We start from the raw sequence: 18,582 nt of genomic DNA on the forward strand, positions 1-18,582 counted from the left end.
AAATTACAAAATTTGGCAACCGAGCTTCGAGCCAGGATAAGTCTTATGCAAAATTAGGATGTTAATCTAAAATCGGCAGATCAATGGGAATCCAGCCGTGCAGGCTATTAATGAACCACGCCCGCGGGCAGCGGCGCAGATCATCGCGCGTGATCCGGCCTTCTTGGATCTCGCCTTGCTCGAGTAAAAAGGCCCGAAAGGTTCCCGCCAATAAGCCGGACTCTCGTGCGGGCGTTACGAGCTGGCCGTCTCGCCAAATCACAAGATTGCCCCGCGTAAACTCTGTGACTTCGCCCTGTTCATTCCATAGCAAATGGTCGAATACCTTAGACGTATGGGGATGATGGTGATCATAAAGCGTCCGCTCCGTTGTTTTGTGAAATAGCCATGGTTTGCGGGCGTCGACAGGAGAAGCGGCCCACGCGGCCTTTTGGGGGGAGAGAATCGGCACCAAGGGGCTGATGGTGGTGGAGATAGACCCGCTAAGAGCGAGCGTGAGCCGCACTTTCCAAGAACCTTGAGGATGTGTGTCAGCAATGGCTTGAAGAGCTTTGTAAATCTCGGGAAGAGGTATGGTGTATCCGTAAAATTGCGCAGATGCCAAGAGCCTTTGCATATGATGGGACAATAGCCAGTAGACACCATCATCAAGGCGCATCGTTTCCAACAGATCAAAGCGTGGAGGCTGGTGCGTGAGAAACTGACTTTTTGTCAACAATTCCTCATATTCATCAGAGGCCTTGGAATCCCAAGTGATGCCGCCACCGGTTCCAAATTCGGCGTGATGCGTCCTTGTATCGACGACAATGGTGCGAATGGCCACATTGAAGGTGGCAGAACCTTCAGGCGTTGCATATCCGAGGGTGCCGCAATATATCCCACGTGGAGAGGACTCGAGCGTTGCAATCAGTTTCATCGTGCTAAGTTTAGGGGCGCCCGTAATGGAACCACTGGGAAATAAGCTTTGCATGACATGTATCCATCCCCGATATTCGGGAATATCGGCTTCAACCGTTGACGTCATTTGCCACACCGTGGGATAGGCTTCAATATCCCATAGGGCAGTGGTCTGGACACTGCCTGTTATCGCAATGCGACCTAAATCATTGCGCAGGAGGTCGGTAATCATGACGTTTTCGGCCCGGTTTTTGTCCGAATGCTGCAAGTCATCTGCCATCTTTTGATCTTCGTCGCGATAGCGGCCCCGGGGCGCGGTGCCTTTCATCGGACGCGTCACAACATGTCCGTGATCAAAGGAAAAGAAGAGTTCGGGCGACAAGGAAAGGACCGCAAGCGATTCGGTTTCGATATACATACTATACGATGCTTGCTGGGCCATACGTAGCGTTTGATAATAGGAAAAAGGTGACTCGGATAGCGTGCTGCGAAGCCGAAAGGTGTAATTGGTTTGGTAGGTCAGGCCCTCCCGGATGGCGTCATGAATGCGTGAGATTTTTTGGGCATGTGTCTTGGCGTCTTCGTCAGGGGTCCATTTTGCGGGGGGCACTGTGGTGAGAACGTCCTGATCTTTCACAAGGGGCGGTTGAGAAAAGATGCCAAAGAGCAGTAAGGGCACGTCAGAGGGGGAGGATTGGACCACCATCTGTGGGTCAATCCCCGGTGCTGCGTCATACGCGATGTAGCCTGCTACCCATTTTCCACTTTGGGTCGCGGCTTGGAGCTGATTGAGACATGCTGCGACGTCACTCACCTGATATGCTGCAACAATAGCGTCAGGATCTTGAAAGATCCAAGACTTCTGCTGGGTGGCGGGGAAATCAATTTGTATCCATAACGTGGTCGTTGACATGCCTTTATTTATACCACAGGCTATCTTGTGGTGTCTTTGCCAAGCCTCACGATTTGCTTTGTTTTGCCTCGGCACCGTGTGAAGGAGGTGCAATTTTTTAGAAAATTACGCATGAATCGGCAAATACCTCTTGCCAAAAAGGGTATCACCAGGCATAGTGGTGACAACGGGAGCTCGCGGAACCGGGCTGAGAGGGTGGAGTACTCCACCGACCGTAAGACCTGATCTGGGTAATGCCAGCGGAGGGACATGTGTTTTTACCACGTATTCGACAACTTCACCCCGGGGTTTTGTCCCCTCATCAGGGATTCGGTCCTCTTGTTCATTCTGTGCTGAGGAGGATGCTTGATGACGTCTAAACCCCCTATATCCAATGCCTATGAGGTATTTCCTGCAAGTCACAAAGTCTACATTGCCGGCAGTCGCGCCGATATCCAGGTGCCCATGCGTGAGATTGTTCTCAATGCGGGGGAGGGGCCCAATACGCTCCGTGTCTATGACACGAGTGGTCCTTATACGGACGAGCGGGTATCTGTGGATATTCGGCAGGGACTTCCTCCCTTAAGGCGCCCGTGGATTATGGCACGCGAAGATGTTGAAGAATATCCGGCTCGCCCCGTTAAGCCGGAGGATAATGGCCGGGGCCAGGCGCCTGTCATGCCATCATTGGATAGAAAACCGCTTCGGGCTCAAGCGGGAAAAATTGTGACGCAAATGCACTACGCACGACAAGGCATCGTGACCCCCGAAATGGAGTTTGTAGCCCTGCGCGAAGGCTTTGATCCGGAAGTGGTGCGGGAAGAGGTAGCCAGTGGCCGGGCGATTATTCCCAGCAATATCAATCATCCTGAATCGGAACCGATGATTATCGGCCGGCGATTTCACGTCAAGATCAATGCCAATATCGGCAATTCGGCCGTCGCCTCATCCATTGATGAGGAAGTGGAGAAGATGCGCTGGGCTACGTTATGGGGCGCAGACACGGTGATGGATTTGTCCACAGGGAAAAACATTCATGCGACCCGGCAATGGATTCTTCGCAATGCGCCTGTGCCGGTCGGTACCGTCCCCATTTATCAGGCGCTAGAGAAAGTGGGAGGACGCCCCGAAGCACTTACTTGGGAAATCTACCGGGACACCCTCATCGAACAAGCGGAACAGGGCGTCGACTACTTCACCATTCATGCCGGGGTGCGCTTAGCGTATATCCCTTTAACTGCGCGCCGTGTGACGGGAATTGTATCCCGTGGGGGATCGATCATGGCGGTATGGTGTTTAGCCCACCATCAAGAGAATTTTCTTTATACCCATTTCGAAGAGATTTGCCAGATATTGCAGTCCTATGATATTGCGGTGTCTTTGGGAGATGGTCTGCGTCCCGGATCTATTGCCGATGCGAACGATGATGCGCAATTTGCAGAGCTTGAGACCTTGGGCGATCTGACTCAGATGGCATGGCGCCACGACGTGCAGGTCATGATCGAGGGGCCAGGACACGTGCCTTTGCACAAAATTCAAGAAAATGTTGAGAGAGAGCGCGCGATTTGCCATGATGCCCCGTTTTACACGTTGGGCCCCCTGACAACAGATATTGCACCGGGCTATGATCATATCACCTCGGCCATAGGAGCCGCGATGATTGGATGGTACGGCACGGCGATGCTGTGCTATGTGACACCGAAGGAGCATCTTGGTCTCCCGAACCGAAATGACGTCAAAGACGGCGTGATCGCCTATAAAATTGCGGCGCATGCCGCAGACGTTGCCAAAGGGCATCCGGCAGCTCAGGCATGGGACGATGCGTTGTCTCAGGCGCGCTTTGAGTTCCGGTGGGCAGACCAATTTCATTTAAGCATTGACCCCCCTACCGCCTTAGCCTTCCATGATGAAACGTTACCCGCAGAACCCGCTAAAACGGCCCATTTTTGTTCCATGTGCGGGCCCAAGTTTTGTGCAATGCGAATTACCCAGGATCTTCGCGACTGGGCCCAGGAGCATGAAGTGTCGTTAGACGACGCAGTGGCTCGAGGACTTCAAGAAAAGGCCGAGGAATTCCGACAACGCGGATCGAAACTCCAGGTCGAGCCGTCGTAAGCCGATGCTATGCGGGCTGATTGACGTCGGCCGGTTTGATCCGGCCCATCTCCGCCATCTTCCTGCAGTCGGGGAATCCTTAGATGCGCTGTGGCTTAGAGGCCCCATGCTCACCTATGACGAATGGCTCACATGGGGCACCACCATTCGCGAGCTTGTTCCCTCGGTGCCTTTGTGGATTGGAGGCCATATCAGAGCGGCCCAGGCACTGCAGGCCTCTGGGCTGCAGTGGCCTGCGCGCTATGCATGGATCAAACGCGGGACCACAAAGTGGCGTGGTCCGGTTGTGGCATCGATCCATTCATTGTCCGAGTTCGAAGAGCGTCAGGAAGCAGACGGTTATGTGTGGGGGCATGCCTTTGCCAGTCGGTCGAAACCGGGGTTAATGCCACGATCACGCGCTAGCCTTGAGGAAATTTTAAAGAGGACTGCCAAACCTGTCCTCGCGATTGGAGGCATCAATGCCCACACCGTGTGCGACGTTGTGAGTTGGGGAGTTGCGGGTGTGGTGGTTGGAGACGGCATTTGGCAACAGTCCCAGCCAGAGCACGCGGCGGCCGCGATTAAGCAGGTGTGGACTCAACGAAAGGGGGATATCATCCGGTGGTGATTACGATTAACGGGGAGTCTAGCACCATTGAACACGGCATGACCGTCAGTGGTCTGCTGAATTCCCTTGGCGTCACGCATCAAGCCGTCGCTGTCATGGTGGAAGGCGCGATCGTGTCGCGTGAGCAATTTGGTCATGTCACATTGCAGCCCGGGCAATCGGTCGAAATCATTCGTTTCGTTGGAGGAGGATATTAATGTCGATTTGTCCAGATGGGCCGGTTAAAATCGGCCCTTATGCGTTTCATTCCCGCCTCTTTGTTGGAACCGGCAAATACATGAGTGATGCCATTATGCAAGAGGCCATAACGGCATCTGGAACCGAATTAGTCACCGTGGCACTGCGCCGGGTCGATTTGTCCCAGCCCAAAAAACCGTCGCTGCTAGAGGCATTGCCCTCATCGGTTAAGATTTTGCCTAACACCGCAGGCTGTCACACCGTCCAGGATGCGCTGCTTGTAGCGGACATCGCTCGTGCGGCGGGTATTGGGGACTTAATCAAATTAGAAATGATAGGGGACAACGAATGGCTGTGGCCAGATCCCATCCTGACGCTTGAGGCGACGAAGCGGTTAGTTCAAAAAGGATTTGCCGTCATGGTCTATACCAGCCCCGATCCGGTGTTAGCCAAGCATTTGGAAGACGAAGGGGCGGCGGCCGTGATGCCCTTAGGTTCTCCTATTGGTTCAGGCCAAGGCATTGTCAATACGGAGGTAATCGGGCGAATCAAAGAACGGGTGACGCGGGTGCCGATTGTGGTGGACGCAGGCATTGGGGCGGCTGCTGATGCCGCGATGGCCATGGAATTGGGAGCGGATGCAGTCTTAATCAACACGGCGATTGCTTTGGCCCAAGATCCCGTCGCGATGGCGCAGGCGATGAAGTGGGCAGTGATGGCAGGGCGGCAAGGTTTTCTTGCCGGGCGAATGACTAAACAGTGGCGTGCTTCCGCCTCGTCTCCTGCGCAAGGACAGGTGCGCGCGCATGTCCCATCCTAGTTCTGTTATCACGGACAAAGAGCGGGTGAGGCGGCTGATTGCCTTACCAGGCATTAAACCAGACCGGGTAGCCCAGCTCAGGAAGTCTGTCATTGCTGTGGTGGGCGTAGGGGGCATTGGCCAAGCGGCCCTTCAATATCTGGTCGCTCAGGGCATCGGCCGGGTCATATTAATTGACCCAGATCGGGTCGAGGGCCACAATCTCTCGCGACAAACTCTCCTCACTCCGCAAAGTATCGGACAATTTAAAGTGGATGCTGTGGCGAGTCGCTTGCAAGAACTCTCTTTAACGGTGGAGGTTGAGAAACATTGCGTGAATCTGACGGAAGACAATGCTGACCAGTTGCTGAACGAGGCGGACATTGTTTTGGATGGGGTTGATAACGGCTTGGCGCGCGAGGCATTGAATCGCTATGGCATCTATTCGGGGAAACCCATGTTCTTTGCCGGGGCGACAGGTTATGAAGCGTTGGTGTTTGGAATGAGGGGTGGAAAGCCTTGCTTAACGTGCTTGTTTGGGTCGGTGCGGGACGTAGCCGATGATTGCGCCGTAACGGGGGTATTGGGCCCCGTGGTCGCGATGGCGGGGCTTGTGCAAGCCCAAGAAACGCTGAAATGGGTCTTACAGGCAGGCCGCTCGCTGGTGGGTCGGCTATGGCAGTGGGATGGGTTTTCTACCACGACACGGGTTATGACGATCCCGGCGCGAGACGATTGTCCCTTCTGCGGTCATGGGATGTAACGGCGCTGAATTCTTAAGGGGGAGGGAATTTATGGGTGATGCACCAGACGTCCTGATCGTAGGTGGGGGTGTGATTGGCTGTGCATTAGCCTATGACTTAGCCGCGTCGGGTCTTGATGTGACGGTGTTAGAGCAAGAGCGCGTCGGTGCGGGCGTTTCTTATGGGGCTGGGGGCATGTTGGCTCCACAAATAGAATTTGCCCAAGGAGGACCCGGTTTAGAATGGGGCATGCGCTCTTTGACCCTATACCAAGAGTGGGACGAGGCTATCCGGCAGCGCATAGGATTCGGGCTGGACTTGGACTTATCAGGAATCGTGCGGGTGACGAACACACCAAATGCATGGGGACCGTCGGATCCTTTCATACGTCGTCACACGCAGATGGGTTACGTGGTCAAGCGGTTGGATGCATCCACAATACGTGAATGGGCACCCCAAATCCATCCCGCGATTACGTCAGGCATTTGGGTTGTAGGCGGGCAAGTGGATGCTTACCGTGCAACGCGTATGATGGCCCAAGCGGCTGTTAGCCATAACGCGTTAATCCGTTCAGGCGTGATGGTCACAGGAATCGAGGATGGTTGTGTCATGACGACAGCGGGGCGTCTTTGTGCTCAGATGGTGATTGTCGCAACCGGGGCCTGGCTTCCTCATTTAGTGGATGTGCCGTTAAAGCCCGTAAAAGGACAACGTCTTTTGGTCGCATTGCCGCAATTACTGGCGAGAGTCCCGATTTTTGGAGACAACATATACGTGGTTCCCAAAGCGAGTGGCCAGTATTTTTTAGGAGCAACAACCGAGCCTGAGGCAGGCTATGATCAGAATCCTACCCTTGAGGCCCTAATGGACTTAGGAACGGCAGCTGTGGGGCTATTTCCGGAACTACGCCATGCCAGTGTCATCGAACCGTGGGCTGGACTTCGGCCGGTGCTTCCAGGAGAATTGCCATTAATAGCGCGTGTTCCTCGCTATGAAAGAGTATTAGCGGTGGGCGGCCACTATCGGCACGGATTTCTGTTAGCTCCTATTACCGCACGTATTGTCCGCGATTGGATGGTGTCTAACGCCCCATTGCCCCCCGATTTTTCTTATCAACGATTTGAGACCGCATAACGGCGATGACTGCAAAAAGATCCCAAGTAAGACACAACAAGGCGGTGGCGGCTCTTTGCCATCGCCTGTTCGCGTGGGTCTGGACGATTCTCTTACTCCGTTATCCAGCGTGTATGGATGATGTCTTCGGACGATGGCTGCGCGTGATAATGGGGGCTTTGGGCTAATATAGTGGGGCCGTTTATTGTACGGCCGTAAATGGTACTTTGGCCATCAAAGTGTATATCAAGCGCTGAGAACAACAACTGCGGATTGACGACGACAGAGATATTATGAAAAGTCGACAACATGCTGTAAGCGCCTTCTTGCCGCCATTGGTCGCGGCGAAGGTGACCTGGCTGAAAAGGGAAGGGTTCGTCCCAAGGCCACGGGTTAGCGGAGGGTTGGGCTACAATTTGCGCGCCCATGGCGTCGAGGCGAGGTAAAATGGGCGAAAATCCCGGCTCATTCTCGGTGTGCGGAATCCGAAAAGCGTCGTAGCAAATGGCGGTCGCACAGGGAATTCCGCCAATGTCATACGTCTTCAAGGCTTGTTCAATACCGCCTGGGCTTAAATCGAGAACATCTTCTTGCGTCGGGACGAGATTGACTTTTTGAGTCGTATGAATGATCTCCCCTAAAGGATTAACCGTGAAACTCACGTTGTATATGTGGTGTGAGGCCGGATTCAACAAAGGTGTGCGCCAGTGGTTGCGGTCGGCAGGTAAAAGAGCACTTCCTGCACTGATATAGACGTGATAGCGACGGGCCAGTTGGACGATGGCTCCATACCAGATCTCCCAGACTTTGGGCGCGTGGAGGAGAAAAAATGCCTGGCGTAACGACCGGGTGCGGTAGCGTGCCATGGTGAGCGCTAAAGCCAGAGCCTTACGCTGTCCGAGCTTTGTAAAGGCCTCGTTCATGGTTTTGGCCTGCATAACGGTCTCCAAATGGTCGGCGATGACCAGAAATGTGGCTAAATCTTCGGGCAACACGACAAGAGCGGGGACCTCGTGAGAGGTCATCGGAAGGAGCGCCGCGAACAGTTGATCCAATTTATGGTAAAATTTAGAGGCGTTTTGATAGTCGTTCAATGTCATATACGGCTGGACGGCAAATAAATCAATAGAGGCCATGGCTCTTGATACTCCTTTATAGACTTTAAAGGGTAACGGAAAATGATTGTCTTTGACGTCATTATCTCTCGCCTGCGCTGATCGTCAAGGATGTCGACGATCCATGCCAAGGCAGAATCCAGGTGATGTTATGGAGGATACAGTTCTCGACTTTTGGAATACTTTGCGCCATCTTAACGTGGACTTGGAATATTTGACGTGGCAAGATGACACTCTTGGGATGTTGACCCCCTCGTTATCCGTCTATCATGTCAACAGTAGTGTGGGGCCTATAACCATGGGATTTGCAGATCCCGTTTTACCTGTTTGGGTAGACGTTTTGGCCATGCATTTTGCTCAACGGATACATTATGATGCGTCCAGTGTGATGGTATCGACGGCGATTCATGAAATTCGCAATCCCTTTACCGTGCTAGCAGGATATATTGAACTCTTGGCGAGGGAACAGCCTCACCCGTTGCTTCAGAAAATCGATGATCTGATGTGGCGTATTACGGGTCAACTAGAAGACGTGATGGCGGGTTTTGTGGAGGGGTATCCGCATGAAGCGTTCGACATGATGGGCTTGGTGCAGCAAGTGGTCGACGATTATGCGGCGATGTTGGCACACCATGATATTGCTGTGGTGCTTCACGGAGTGCCGGTGCGTTACTACGGCGACAAACGTCTACTGCGGCAGGTCCTTAGAAATCTGATTCATAATGGGGCGGATGCCATTGGCGAACATGGTCAAATCACGGTATCGGTGCAACAAGATGGCCATGTGCTGACCATTGCGGTTCGTGATGATGGGCAAGGAATTAATAACGACATCCGCCCATTTTTGTTCCAGCCGTATTATACTTCTAAAATAGAGGGGCATGGGTTGGGGTTGGCGTTTTGCAAGCGCGTGGTTGAGAGCCATCACGGCTCAATTCAGGTGAAGGACCTAAGTCCTGGCACGGAGTTTGTGATTACGCTAGTCGTCCACGACGCGCCCTAAGTGGCATACTCCTGACCGTCCCATAGCTGGCGCGTGGCGATTTGTGTGCGCGGCAGCGGTGAGATCAAGCCCTTTCCGCCGCACTCTTCTTGACGAAGAAATATGTTGGCAAAGTGAGGAGAGAATCCCCGAATATACAGGGAAGGTGCTTGTCAGGGGTTTGGCCGCCTCTAAGTGGCGGGGGCACACTATGGATGGGTTTCAACACGAGGCATCTTGGGCCGATAAGGCGTTTGCGTTTATCGCCGATTTGCAGCAGCATCTAAAGACGCATGCCGACGTCGTGCGTACCAAAGAACAAGGGGCCCAGTGGATTCTTGAACAAGTCGCGTCGTCTTATAAGGCCCGTGCTTTGACCTTGTGGCTGACCCATGGCCCAGGAGAGTGGACGCTTGCGGCCGCAACCGGGATTGACATTAAATCTCATCAACGTCTATTCGGCTCACAAGGGTCACAACAGCACTTAGAGGTGGTGCGTAAAACTGGACAACCTTTGATTGTGGCGGATTTGTCATCGCATTCCTCTTTGCCTTTTCGGGCATGGTCACAGTTGTCAGGCGTTCGCAGCATAGCCAGCTTTCCTTTGTTTGGGATCCAAAATCATGTGATGGGCGTACTTACCGTCATGTGGGAGGAGGCTCCTGTTCAAGACCAAGCATTTTTTACGCGGTGGACTAATGTGGGGCGCACACTAAGTCTTGGATGGCAATGGGCTGACTTGTGGCAGGGCACTACGCAAGGCGAGGTGGTGAGCCGCGCCGTGATTCGTATGACAGGCGTGGCGACGGTGCACCTTTATCAAGGGAAAGTGGTGTGCTATAACCACCAATTTGCCGAATTGTTTGGCCTGACTCCCGATGCGGGGGAGGTCGATTTGTCTCGTGTTATTCAGGCCATGCGTCCGCGGTTTTCATCGCCCGGCGATTTTTTAAAGACGGTGAGGCATATTACCGATAACCGGGAGATGTGGGTTGATGAGATTCTAGAATTGAAGGGCGTGCCTGCCCATTATTTGCGGTGGCTGTCTCGCCCAGTGTATGGCGCGGGAGCTTATCAAGGACGGGTCGCGGTGTTTATGGATGTGACGGCCCAGGTCATGGCGGAGCGCCACCATGAATCGTTTCTCTCGTTGGCGGCTCATGAGTTTCGCACGCCCGTCACCATTATTCAAGGGGTCTCGGAACTGATGCAGGCATTGCCCGGCGCAGAGGCGCCGGAGGTCGCTGAATCGGCACGCATTATATGGCGTGAATCGATGCGTCTGGGCCGGACGATTCGCGAAATTTGGGGAGCAGCCGAAGCGGACCGCGACGTGAGTGCGGAAGGCAAAGAACCCTTGGATTTTGCTGCGATGGCTCGTGCGGAAGTGGAGATTGCTCAACGGATGTGGCCAGAGCGCACCTGGATTTATCATGGCCCTGATACCTTACGGGCCCAGTTAAATTACGAGATGTTGGTGACGGTGCTTCAAGCGTTGTTGGGGAATGCCGGTCGGTTCAGCCCAGCTGGCGAAGCGATCGAGGTGGATGTTACAGTAGCGCACGATACGGTGACCTTAAGCGTGATGGACCGGGGTCCTGGCGTTGACGAAGCGGTTAAGCAGGACATCTTTATGCGTATTCCCGACCCGTCGCGTCGGCCTGCGTCAGGGGGCATGGGCCTGGGTTTGTATCTCACCGGCATGTTTGTGGCCAAAATGGGGGGCAATGTTGCTTACGTGCCGAGGCCTGGCGGGGGCTCTGTATTTTCGGTGACGTTGCCGTTGGATATTTCGGCCAAGACCCTTTGAACCGTTTGCCAGAGCTTTTCCAAACGAAAGGGCTTGGCCACGGTGGCGGCGACGAGCGGATCGCGAGAGAGGGCAGCGAGCTCGGAAGATGCCGACATGAGCACCACAGGGCAGATCGCAATCGCTTGGGCGCGAGAGATCCACTCGGTGCCCAACATATCAGGAAGGCGATAGTCGAGCAAAACCACGTCAGGCTGATGAGACGCTAAGAGGGTCAACCCTTGATGGCCCGATTCTGCTTCAAGTACCATGAAGTGATGCTGTGCGAAAACCGTCCGGCTAATATAGCGTATTCCAGCTTCATCGTCGATAATGAGTATCGTGGGCATTCCATTAACCTTTCTTCAACCGTCTAGTGCTGCGCATTTATTATCGCAGAGCGAGCGTAGAATACAAGACCTGACGAAAGAGTAATGGACTCCGTACGGGACTCCAAAAAACGGCGAGCGTCGAGCCGTTATCAAACAGAGAAGAGGGAACGTCTTGTCAGCCACAAACATTCTACGACAGGCATGGCAGCAAATTTGGCGGAAGCCTGGCAGCTTGGTGCTGGCTTTTTGGTATCTGTTTATTATTTTCTTGTTCCAGCTCTTAGTCGTCAAAGGACTCGGAAGCGGATTTGAAACGTGGCTTAAAGCCTTTAATCCCGCCAAGATGAGTACAATGGCTCAGTTCCCGCCATTGCCCCATGGGTTGTTGCCGAAATTGATTTTGGTTTACCTCACGATGTTCCTCATCATTTTTCCTTTTGTGATTGGAGCATTGTATGGCGGTGTGGCCGACGGCCTCAAAGGGCAGCAAACCCTTGCTGGCCTCTTTACGTTTTTCCGATATGGCCTTCGCAATTTTTGGGAGAGCCTAGGAACGATGGTGGGGATTTTCATCGGGTCCGGCATTGCGGTCGCTGTGATGCTGCTGCTCAATCTCTTGTTTTCCCTGTTAGCCCATAACGGGGGGGTCATTGGGTTGATTGGAAATGTGATTGTGACCATTTTGACCCTGGTCATTATTTTCTATTGGATGTCAATTGTTTTGTATTGGCTGGGGGCTGTATTCTATGGCAAACAACCGGTGTTCCGCGGGTTTCGCGAAGCGGTGTCTTGGGTATCCCGTCACTTGGGAGAGAGTATTCGTCTCATGCTCTTGAACGCGTTGTTGGTCATAGTGGCAACCTTGTTTTTTGGGCTCTTCAGCTTGGTGCCGATTATTGGAGAATTTTTTGCTTTGGTGCTGTATGCTTTGGTGATTGCCCTGATTGCCACTGAATCGGCCCTGTTTTACCGTGACAGTTCGCGAGGCGGCGCTCCGCCCCTTTACCGCGTCTAGCGCAGCCCTCGTGTGAGGGCTCTTCAAGCCGGGGGACTGGTATTTGACCAGTCTCCCGGCTTTTTTCCGCGAAAAGGGGCCACAAGACCGTGGGTTTGCGTGCATAGTGCTGCTGGGGCGGGGGAAAAGTGAGGAAGAGATGATGAAAAAGGGTGGTGCAACCAGACTATGGACGACCGAGCGAGCACGCCAAGGCTCGATATGTTATCACGGAGAAAATTTTTGCGCGGCGCTGCGGGGTTGTCGGCTGTGGCGGCGGTGCTAGGGGATCTTCCTCGAGGCGTATTTGCCCAAAAATCGTCAGGGATTACGCCATTTCGCTTTGTGCATCTATCAGATACCCACATAGGCTACGAAGGCGACGCCAACCGGGACGTTGCTGGAACACTGGACCGCGCGCTGAAGGCCATTGCGGCATTGAATCCGGCGCCCCAATTTATCGTGGTCACGGGTGACTTAACGCAGGCAGCCGAGACCACCACGGTACGCAAGGCAAGGTTTGTTGCGTTTCGGTCCAAAATGGAGGGAACCGGGATTCCGTTTTATTGTGTTCCAGGGGAGCACGATGCTTTGATGGATCGCGGTGAGCTCTATCAAAAAGCGATAGGCCCTTTACATTATCGTTTTGAGCGTGGCGGGGTGCAGTTTTTTGCGCTCGACAATGTCTCGCGGGGATTCTTTGTTGGCGACGAGCAGCGGCAGTGGTTGGCCCAAGAAATTCATAAGGTGGATCCCAATGCGCCCACCATCATTTTAGCGCATGCGCCGTTATACGACCTCTTTGTTCCTTGGAATTGGTATACCTATGATGCGCAGCAAGTTTTAGCATTATTTCAGCACTTTCGCAGTGTGACGGTTCTCTTTGGCCATATTCACCAGTTGATGAGTCGGCGCCAGCCTCATGTGATTCAAGCGGCGGGGCTGTCAACGGCATGGCCATTGCCGGAACCTGTCGGATTGGAAAAGTTGGAGAAGTGGCCGCAAAGTGCCTCCGATCCTCTGATGGGACTAGGCTTGCGGGTCATTGATGTGGGAGCGTCAGGAGATATGGCCGTAAACACCGTGCTACTCTCGGATGAGAGGAGTGAGGAGGCGAGCTCATGAGAAAAGTTTTGTGGGTTTTAGGCGTGGTCGCCCTCACTTGGGCCTTTGTGGGTCCTCGCGCGCATGTGGCTTTGGCGCAACCATTCCAACACTTCTTTCGGCGTTCGCCCACTCCCAAGCCGCATGTGCCTGCCAAACCGCCAGCGCCGTCCGTTGTATTGGGGGCACGGCTTTATGTGCGCGCGTGCGAATCCTGCCATGGGCCCAAAGGGAATGGGGAAGGATTTTGGTCCTTGCCTACTGGGAAAAATGCTCCGGCCTTGACGGGGTTAACACCTAATGCGGCGTCATGGATGCAAACCATTCGGGATGGGCGTGGCATGATGCCGGCTTGGGGTCAAGTGCTTAATCATACGGAGCTGCAAAGTTTGGCGTTATATCTCAATTCATTGAACAAACCGCTTGTGAAATCCCCGTCCTAGACCAGGATGCAAGAGGGCCAACGAGCCGTCAAAAGACTCTTAGGCCGTGCCCTCAATCACCGTTATGGAGGGAGAAGAGAGCACTGTGAAGTGTCGTAAAGCGCTGAGCGATGAGGCTCAGCGTTTATCCTTGACTCGAATGCGATGGCCCCGTAGGTTGGTTGACCGTGAGGGCTAAAGAGCCGTCATGGAGATCATGAACAATGCAGTTGGTAATTCTCGACAACCACTTGGCAATTTCATCTCGTTCTTGGACACTATCGGCATAGAAGATCGGGGCCATTCCTCCACCAACGGCCTTGCGATTCGTCGTGACGACGGCAAACATTACCGGTGTTGGGGCATCTGCCATGATGTCATCTCTTTTCTGGATGTTTTTGTCTAGTGTGCTGCCGATGATAGGAATTATGCATGAGTTCAAAACCGATGGTGGGAGCGTTTGCCATGGACTCTATGGACACACCCGCGTAACCTGTAACCTAAAGAGCGAACACAGCGTTCAGGGTAGTAAATAGGATTTTAAACCATGGGGGAGCACCATGAGGAAATACTGGGTGGGTGTTATCGGAGGAAGTATGCTTGTTGTTGGTGGACTGGCCGCGATAGGTCTTTGGCACCGTGACCACCATTTAGAGGCGATGCCCAATGCGGTTGTGGTGCATAGTACCGTGTCTCAGCGCGTGAGGCCTCACTTGGGAAGGGCTGTCCACGTACGGCCTTTTCACCTTGACCCAGCGCCAACGCTGACGTGGCATACTGTGACAACGACGACGGTCCCGATTTTTGCGGGTACCCAGGTGCAGATTGCCACCAATCCGAATACCCCGAGCATTTTGCCTCCCTATTACCCCTTGCGCTTGAATCCTCTAGCGTCTTATGTGCCGCGTCATTATACGCTTTCGTTTCAGTTAAGCGCTATGCTCAATGGTCAACCCGTTGTGTTACAAATTTTCAAGGGTCCTGGCCACGTGCTGATGGCGTCCTCCTATGGCGGCCAAGTGCAAGGGACGGCTTTGGTCGATGGCACGCTTACTCTGACGAATTTCAGTCAGGACAGTGCTTATTTGTCGGTCCAAACAAAAGATGTGACACAGTGGGCGAGCTATAATCTCCTAACCGGAGCGCTGCAGTTCTTCCCCAGTATGCCGCTTGAAGCCGTGACGACTTCCAGTATTGCCGGACTGGAGACTACATGGCCTGTGCCCGTTATTGTTCCGGAACCGAGAAGCCATGCTATAACGCCTAAGAATCCCGAGTCAGCCCAGAGTGCAGAGACCCAATGTTTAGCAGAGGCGAATATCCTATTGAATTCCGCCGTGTTGCCGAGCCAAGTGGTTTGGACTCAGCAAGGAACAGAGGCGGTCTTAAGTCGCCTGGATCCTGGGCGTTGGCAATCTGTCACGTTTGTTTTGCGCCACACGCTCTTTGTCCCGCGTATCGTCACGGCGACAACAACAGGGATGACGCTACGGTATCATGTGCGGGTGGCTCAAGATGGGCAGGCGCAAAGTGTTTTACTGTCAGAGCCTGAAATTAGGGCGTTAACCCAATACACGATGCAACAACCCTATTCAGCGACTTTGAGCCAAGCTGGAGCGCTAGCCCTATTGCCTCGGGACTTTAACAGTGCGGAGGTGCTGCATCCGGGTGCCCCGAAAATCTTGATACAACAAGGGCCTGCGTCGGTGCTAGGTTTAACCTACCAAGTTTCGGACAAGGGACAACAAGCCTATATTCCGGTAGGGTGGTATTGGTGGACGCATGGGCCGACGGTGTTTCCACCCGCACCGTCATTACCGTCTTCGCCGTCAACGTCGCCCTCGCCTACGGCGTCCTCGGGACTGACGCCAGCTTCTTAAGGTGTTGAGGTGGAGGCGGACCACACGGCTTGATTTTTACCCCGCGCTTTGGCTTGATAAAGGGCTTCATCAGCTCGCGCGATGAGGGCCATCAATGGTTCCCCATCGTGCCATGACTGGGCGACGCCGGCGGATACCGTCACGGGTGTGGGGTAGTGTAACGAGAGGTCTTGCAAATGATAGTTGATGCGGGCTAGACGTTCTTTCAGGGCGGCCGAGCTGACGCTTAGCGGCAAGACCACTAAAAACTCTTCCCCTCCGTAGCGCGCGGTTAATTCACCGGTGCGGAACAGTTGGCGAAGGATGCGCCCAAAGTCACGCAGGACCATGTCCCCCACAATGTGCCCGAAACGGTCGTTAATTTGCTTAAAGTTATCCATGTCAAAGATGACCACCCACGACCGGAGGGCAGCTTGGGGCGACTTTTGATAGGACTCAAGCAGTTGGCGACGGTTGGGGAGACCGGTGAGGTAATCGGTGCCGGCTAACGTCTCAAAGTATCCGAGTTGACGCCGCAAGAGATACAACAGCACAGCGAATAGGGTGTAGAAGGGCGCCACAAACACAATGGAGTCCCAAGCATGGGGCAACGCCGGAGGCCAGAGAACGGCTCCGGCATAGCCTACGCCTAGCAATATGCTGACCCAAAACGCTTGGGCCACCGGCAGGGACCATGCAGCTTCCCACACAACGGCCACACTTAACAGAGGAGCGCTGACTGGCAGCCACTTCCACCAGTACATGTTTACGACCATGCTAAGGGCATCAGTCCACACTAAACTGCTGGGAGTTCGGTAATGGATGCGAATATAGGTGCGGATAGGCAGATACACCGCCCATAACACCGCGGAAGAGAGCATATTGGCACGCATGGCATGATGCGGCCAATAGACGGCTGTCATCGCGATGACGAGGCCTAAAAACAGCCAGCGGGCGTCATCGCCAAATTTTCTCGGATCACGCTCATATCGCCGGATCCACCACGATTGTTGTGCTTTTGTTTCTTTCATGAGAAGAATTTCGCTACAAATGATAAGATTCCTCTTTTATGAAGGAAAAACCATTCAATGCGGCAAACGCCAGCGCGCGAACCACGGATCTGTCATCATTTGAGCGAAGCTCGCTACAGGTAGCGGAGGCAAATGATGCTTTTGGCGAAAGCGATAGAGCTCGGGCGCCATCGTTTCGGGGCGCGACGAGGTAGAGAGCCCGGAGAAATAATAATTGGCGGTGATGAGGGGCAGCCTTTTCAGCGGAACGCCTTGGCGCGTGGCGCGAAGTACCCAATCCCAGTCGCTGTACGCGGGAATGTCAGGGTCAAAATAGCCGACTGTCTCGAAAATGGTTCGTGAGACCACCAGTGTGGAAGGAATGACGGGGCTGGTTTTGGTCAACATGCTAGGATGATAGGCAAAGCGAAAAGCGTCATGCCACCCTTCTTCCATATGGTAGAGTTCAGCATCGGTAAAGACCGCACCTTCTTCGTGATTTAAAGCCGAGAGTGTCGCGGCAAGATGGTTGGGCCACCATTCGTCGTCATCATCTAAAAATGCAATATACTGCCCTTCGGCCATGTGGACTCCCACGTTGCGCGCAATGGCAGCGCCTTGCCGCGGCTTTAAGCTCAGAGAATGGACCACAAACGGATACGCCGCAAACGCACTTTGCGGAAAGGGCGCACGACTTCCATCGTAGATGACGATGACGTCTAAGGGGCCTGGGTAGGACTGCGTTGCCACCGAATCTAAGGCTCGAAAGACTGTCGTGTCATGGATCGTCGGAATAATCACCGTAACGACGGGTGTCATGCAACCCTTCCTTCCAATTTTGTCATGGGACCCCTTCTTTTTTAAGATATCATATTAGAATGAATCACGTCCCCTTGTTGAGTGTTTGTTCCACAAACTAAGCCCTTCATAGAGACTGTAAAGGCCTGCTAGGACGAAACTATACGGCATGAACAACCATGCCATGCATCCGAAATAGCGCAGGCGACGGAGTTCCATGATCCCTAAAAGGGCAAGGTAACCTAAAATGGCCCATAAGAGGGTCGCCGTGGGATAGGCTAAAAATTTGCCGAGTGCGATAAGCGCTAATAGGATAGCCCATTCTCGCAAGGCACGCGTTTGGGCTTTTTTTACGGCGCGCTTTTGCTGGTGCCTAGTACATAAGCCGTCATGATATCCTGGGCACTGCGGGCAAAGAGGCTCAGCACAGAGCCGGCATGATTTAGGTGCTGTCGTACGGTGGCGTGGACAAGTTGGGACCGGCGGCGTTTTGGACCGCTCCCGCTCCGGGGGAGGAGGCTCGGGCGTGAGGGGGATTTTGGCCAGATGCTGGGTAATTTGGTTATAAGCCGAATTGATGGCCTTCATGCGTTCTTCTTGCAGGGCCGAACGGTCGGGATTTTCTTGAAACAAGTCGGGATGATTCTTCCGTGCTTGGCGAAGATAGGCTTGCCGGACTACCGTGAGATCATTGGTCGGTGCAATTCCCAGTACAGTCCATGGATCATGTTCCGCCATAGTATCCTCCTGCTTTCAGTATGCCCTGAGGCTTATCATATTTCTATGATGCATAGCCCATAAACATATCTTGACAGGGCAAGATCGCCAAGA

19 protein-coding genes and 1 riboswitch are annotated in these 18,582 nt (G+C 53.6%); of the genes, 12 read left to right on the plus strand and 7 right to left on the minus strand.

The annotated features are described in order from the left end of the window. Positions 1-61: 61 nt before the first annotated feature. Positions 62-1,810 (minus strand): aminodeoxychorismate synthase component I, encoded by a 1,749-nt coding sequence (gene pabB, locus CO251_RS11305; protein ID WP_103375931.1) that lies wholly within the window; start codon positions 1,808-1,810, stop codon positions 62-64. Positions 1,811-1,966: 156 nt separating this feature from the next. Further along, positions 1,967-2,077, plus strand: a riboswitch (TPP riboswitch). Between the two features lie 81 nt (positions 2,078-2,158). Between pabB and thiC the strand changes: the two genes are divergently transcribed. Genes thiC through CO251_RS11335 form a run of 6 tightly spaced genes read left to right on the plus strand, consistent with a single transcriptional unit; the run spans position 2,159 to position 7,367 of the window. Further along, complete coding sequence (gene thiC, locus CO251_RS11310; protein ID WP_103375932.1) at positions 2,159-3,904, plus strand: phosphomethylpyrimidine synthase ThiC; 1,746 nt, start codon at positions 2,159-2,161, stop codon at positions 3,902-3,904. Positions 3,905-3,908: 4 nt separating this feature from the next. Beyond that, positions 3,909-4,514, plus strand: a complete 606-nt coding sequence (locus tag CO251_RS11315; RefSeq protein WP_103375933.1) for a thiamine phosphate synthase — start codon at positions 3,909-3,911, stop codon at positions 4,512-4,514. Beyond that, complete coding sequence (thiS, locus tag CO251_RS11320) at positions 4,511-4,711, plus strand: sulfur carrier protein ThiS (protein WP_242968565.1); 201 nt, start codon at positions 4,511-4,513, stop codon at positions 4,709-4,711. Before CO251_RS11315 ends, thiS begins: the two co-directional genes overlap by 4 nt. After that, on the plus strand, positions 4,711-5,511 hold the full coding sequence (locus CO251_RS11325) for a thiazole synthase (protein WP_103375935.1): 801 nt from the start codon (positions 4,711-4,713) through the stop codon (positions 5,509-5,511). The genes thiS and CO251_RS11325 overlap by 1 nt, the downstream gene beginning before the upstream one ends. Beyond that, positions 5,498-6,253, plus strand: coding sequence for a ThiF family adenylyltransferase (locus CO251_RS11330; RefSeq protein WP_103375936.1), 756 nt, complete (start codon positions 5,498-5,500; stop codon positions 6,251-6,253). Before CO251_RS11325 ends, CO251_RS11330 begins: the two co-directional genes overlap by 14 nt. A gap of 31 nt (positions 6,254-6,284) precedes the next feature. Further along, positions 6,285-7,367 (plus strand): FAD-binding oxidoreductase, encoded by a 1,083-nt coding sequence (locus tag CO251_RS11335; protein ID WP_158246309.1) that lies wholly within the window; start codon positions 6,285-6,287, stop codon positions 7,365-7,367. A 92-nt stretch (positions 7,368-7,459) separates the two neighbouring features. Here the strand turns inward: CO251_RS11335 and CO251_RS11340 are convergent, their stop codons facing one another. Continuing rightward, a complete protein-coding gene (locus tag CO251_RS11340) occupies positions 7,460-8,482 on the minus strand; it encodes a hypothetical protein (RefSeq protein WP_103375938.1) in 1,023 nt (340 codons plus the stop codon). 103 nt (positions 8,483-8,585) lie between these two features. Here CO251_RS11340 and CO251_RS11345 point away from each other — a divergent pair, with 103 nt between their 5' ends. Both CO251_RS11345 and CO251_RS11350 read left to right on the plus strand, forming a co-directional pair. Continuing rightward, positions 8,586-9,464 (plus strand): HAMP domain-containing sensor histidine kinase, encoded by an 879-nt coding sequence (locus tag CO251_RS11345; protein ID WP_103375939.1) that lies wholly within the window; start codon positions 8,586-8,588, stop codon positions 9,462-9,464. A gap of 190 nt (positions 9,465-9,654) precedes the next feature. Then, complete coding sequence (locus CO251_RS11350) at positions 9,655-11,253, plus strand: ATP-binding protein (RefSeq protein WP_103375940.1); 1,599 nt, start codon at positions 9,655-9,657, stop codon at positions 11,251-11,253. Here CO251_RS11350 and CO251_RS11355 read toward each other — a convergent pair. Continuing rightward, positions 11,178-11,582, minus strand: coding sequence for a response regulator (locus tag CO251_RS11355; RefSeq protein WP_103375941.1), 405 nt, complete (start codon positions 11,580-11,582; stop codon positions 11,178-11,180). The genes CO251_RS11350 and CO251_RS11355 overlap by 76 nt on opposite strands. Before the next feature lie 154 nt (positions 11,583-11,736). On the opposite strand from CO251_RS11355, the gene CO251_RS11360 reads away from it, so the two are divergent. The 3 genes from CO251_RS11360 (at position 11,737) to CO251_RS11370 (ending at position 14,105) form a co-directional block, all read left to right on the plus strand. Beyond that, positions 11,737-12,579 (plus strand): hypothetical protein, encoded by an 843-nt coding sequence (locus CO251_RS11360; RefSeq protein ID WP_103375942.1) that lies wholly within the window; start codon positions 11,737-11,739, stop codon positions 12,577-12,579. A 168-nt stretch (positions 12,580-12,747) separates the two neighbouring features. After that, positions 12,748-13,683, plus strand: a complete 936-nt coding sequence (locus CO251_RS11365) for a metallophosphoesterase (RefSeq protein WP_103375943.1) — start codon at positions 12,748-12,750, stop codon at positions 13,681-13,683. After that, positions 13,680-14,105: a cytochrome c gene (locus CO251_RS11370; RefSeq protein WP_103375944.1), complete on the plus strand. Its 426-nt coding sequence runs from the start codon at positions 13,680-13,682 to the stop codon at positions 14,103-14,105. Before CO251_RS11365 ends, CO251_RS11370 begins: the two co-directional genes overlap by 4 nt. A gap of 124 nt (positions 14,106-14,229) precedes the next feature. On the opposite strand, the gene CO251_RS11375 is transcribed toward CO251_RS11370, so the two are convergent. Beyond that, a complete protein-coding gene (locus CO251_RS11375; protein ID WP_103375945.1) occupies positions 14,230-14,457 on the minus strand; it encodes a hypothetical protein in 228 nt (75 codons plus the stop codon). 187 nt (positions 14,458-14,644) lie between these two features. Here CO251_RS11375 and CO251_RS11380 point away from each other — a divergent pair, with 187 nt between their 5' ends. Further along, positions 14,645-15,964 carry a hypothetical protein gene (locus CO251_RS11380; RefSeq protein ID WP_146039065.1) on the plus strand — a complete coding sequence of 440 codons (1,320 nt, stop codon included), beginning with the start codon at positions 14,645-14,647 and terminating at the stop codon, positions 15,962-15,964. Here CO251_RS11380 and CO251_RS11385 read toward each other — a convergent pair. From CO251_RS11385 to CO251_RS11395, 3 genes are read right to left on the minus strand one after another with little or no spacing between them, the layout of a single operon-like run. After that, a complete protein-coding gene (locus CO251_RS11385; RefSeq protein ID WP_103375947.1) occupies positions 15,961-16,974 on the minus strand; it encodes a GGDEF domain-containing protein in 1,014 nt (337 codons plus the stop codon). The genes CO251_RS11380 and CO251_RS11385 overlap by 4 nt on opposite strands. A gap of 54 nt (positions 16,975-17,028) precedes the next feature. Beyond that, positions 17,029-17,772: a glycosyltransferase family 2 protein gene (locus CO251_RS11390; RefSeq protein WP_103375948.1), complete on the minus strand. Its 744-nt coding sequence runs from the start codon at positions 17,770-17,772 to the stop codon at positions 17,029-17,031. Between the two features lie 54 nt (positions 17,773-17,826). Beyond that, positions 17,827-18,489, minus strand: coding sequence for a J domain-containing protein (locus CO251_RS11395; protein ID WP_103375949.1), 663 nt, complete (start codon positions 18,487-18,489; stop codon positions 17,827-17,829). Between the last annotated feature and the right edge of the window lie 93 nt (positions 18,490-18,582).

Origin of the sequence: Sulfobacillus sp. hq2 (assembly GCF_002903155.1) — a bacterium.
Lineage (GTDB): Bacteria > Bacillota > Sulfobacillia > Sulfobacillales > Sulfobacillaceae > Sulfobacillus > Sulfobacillus thermotolerans.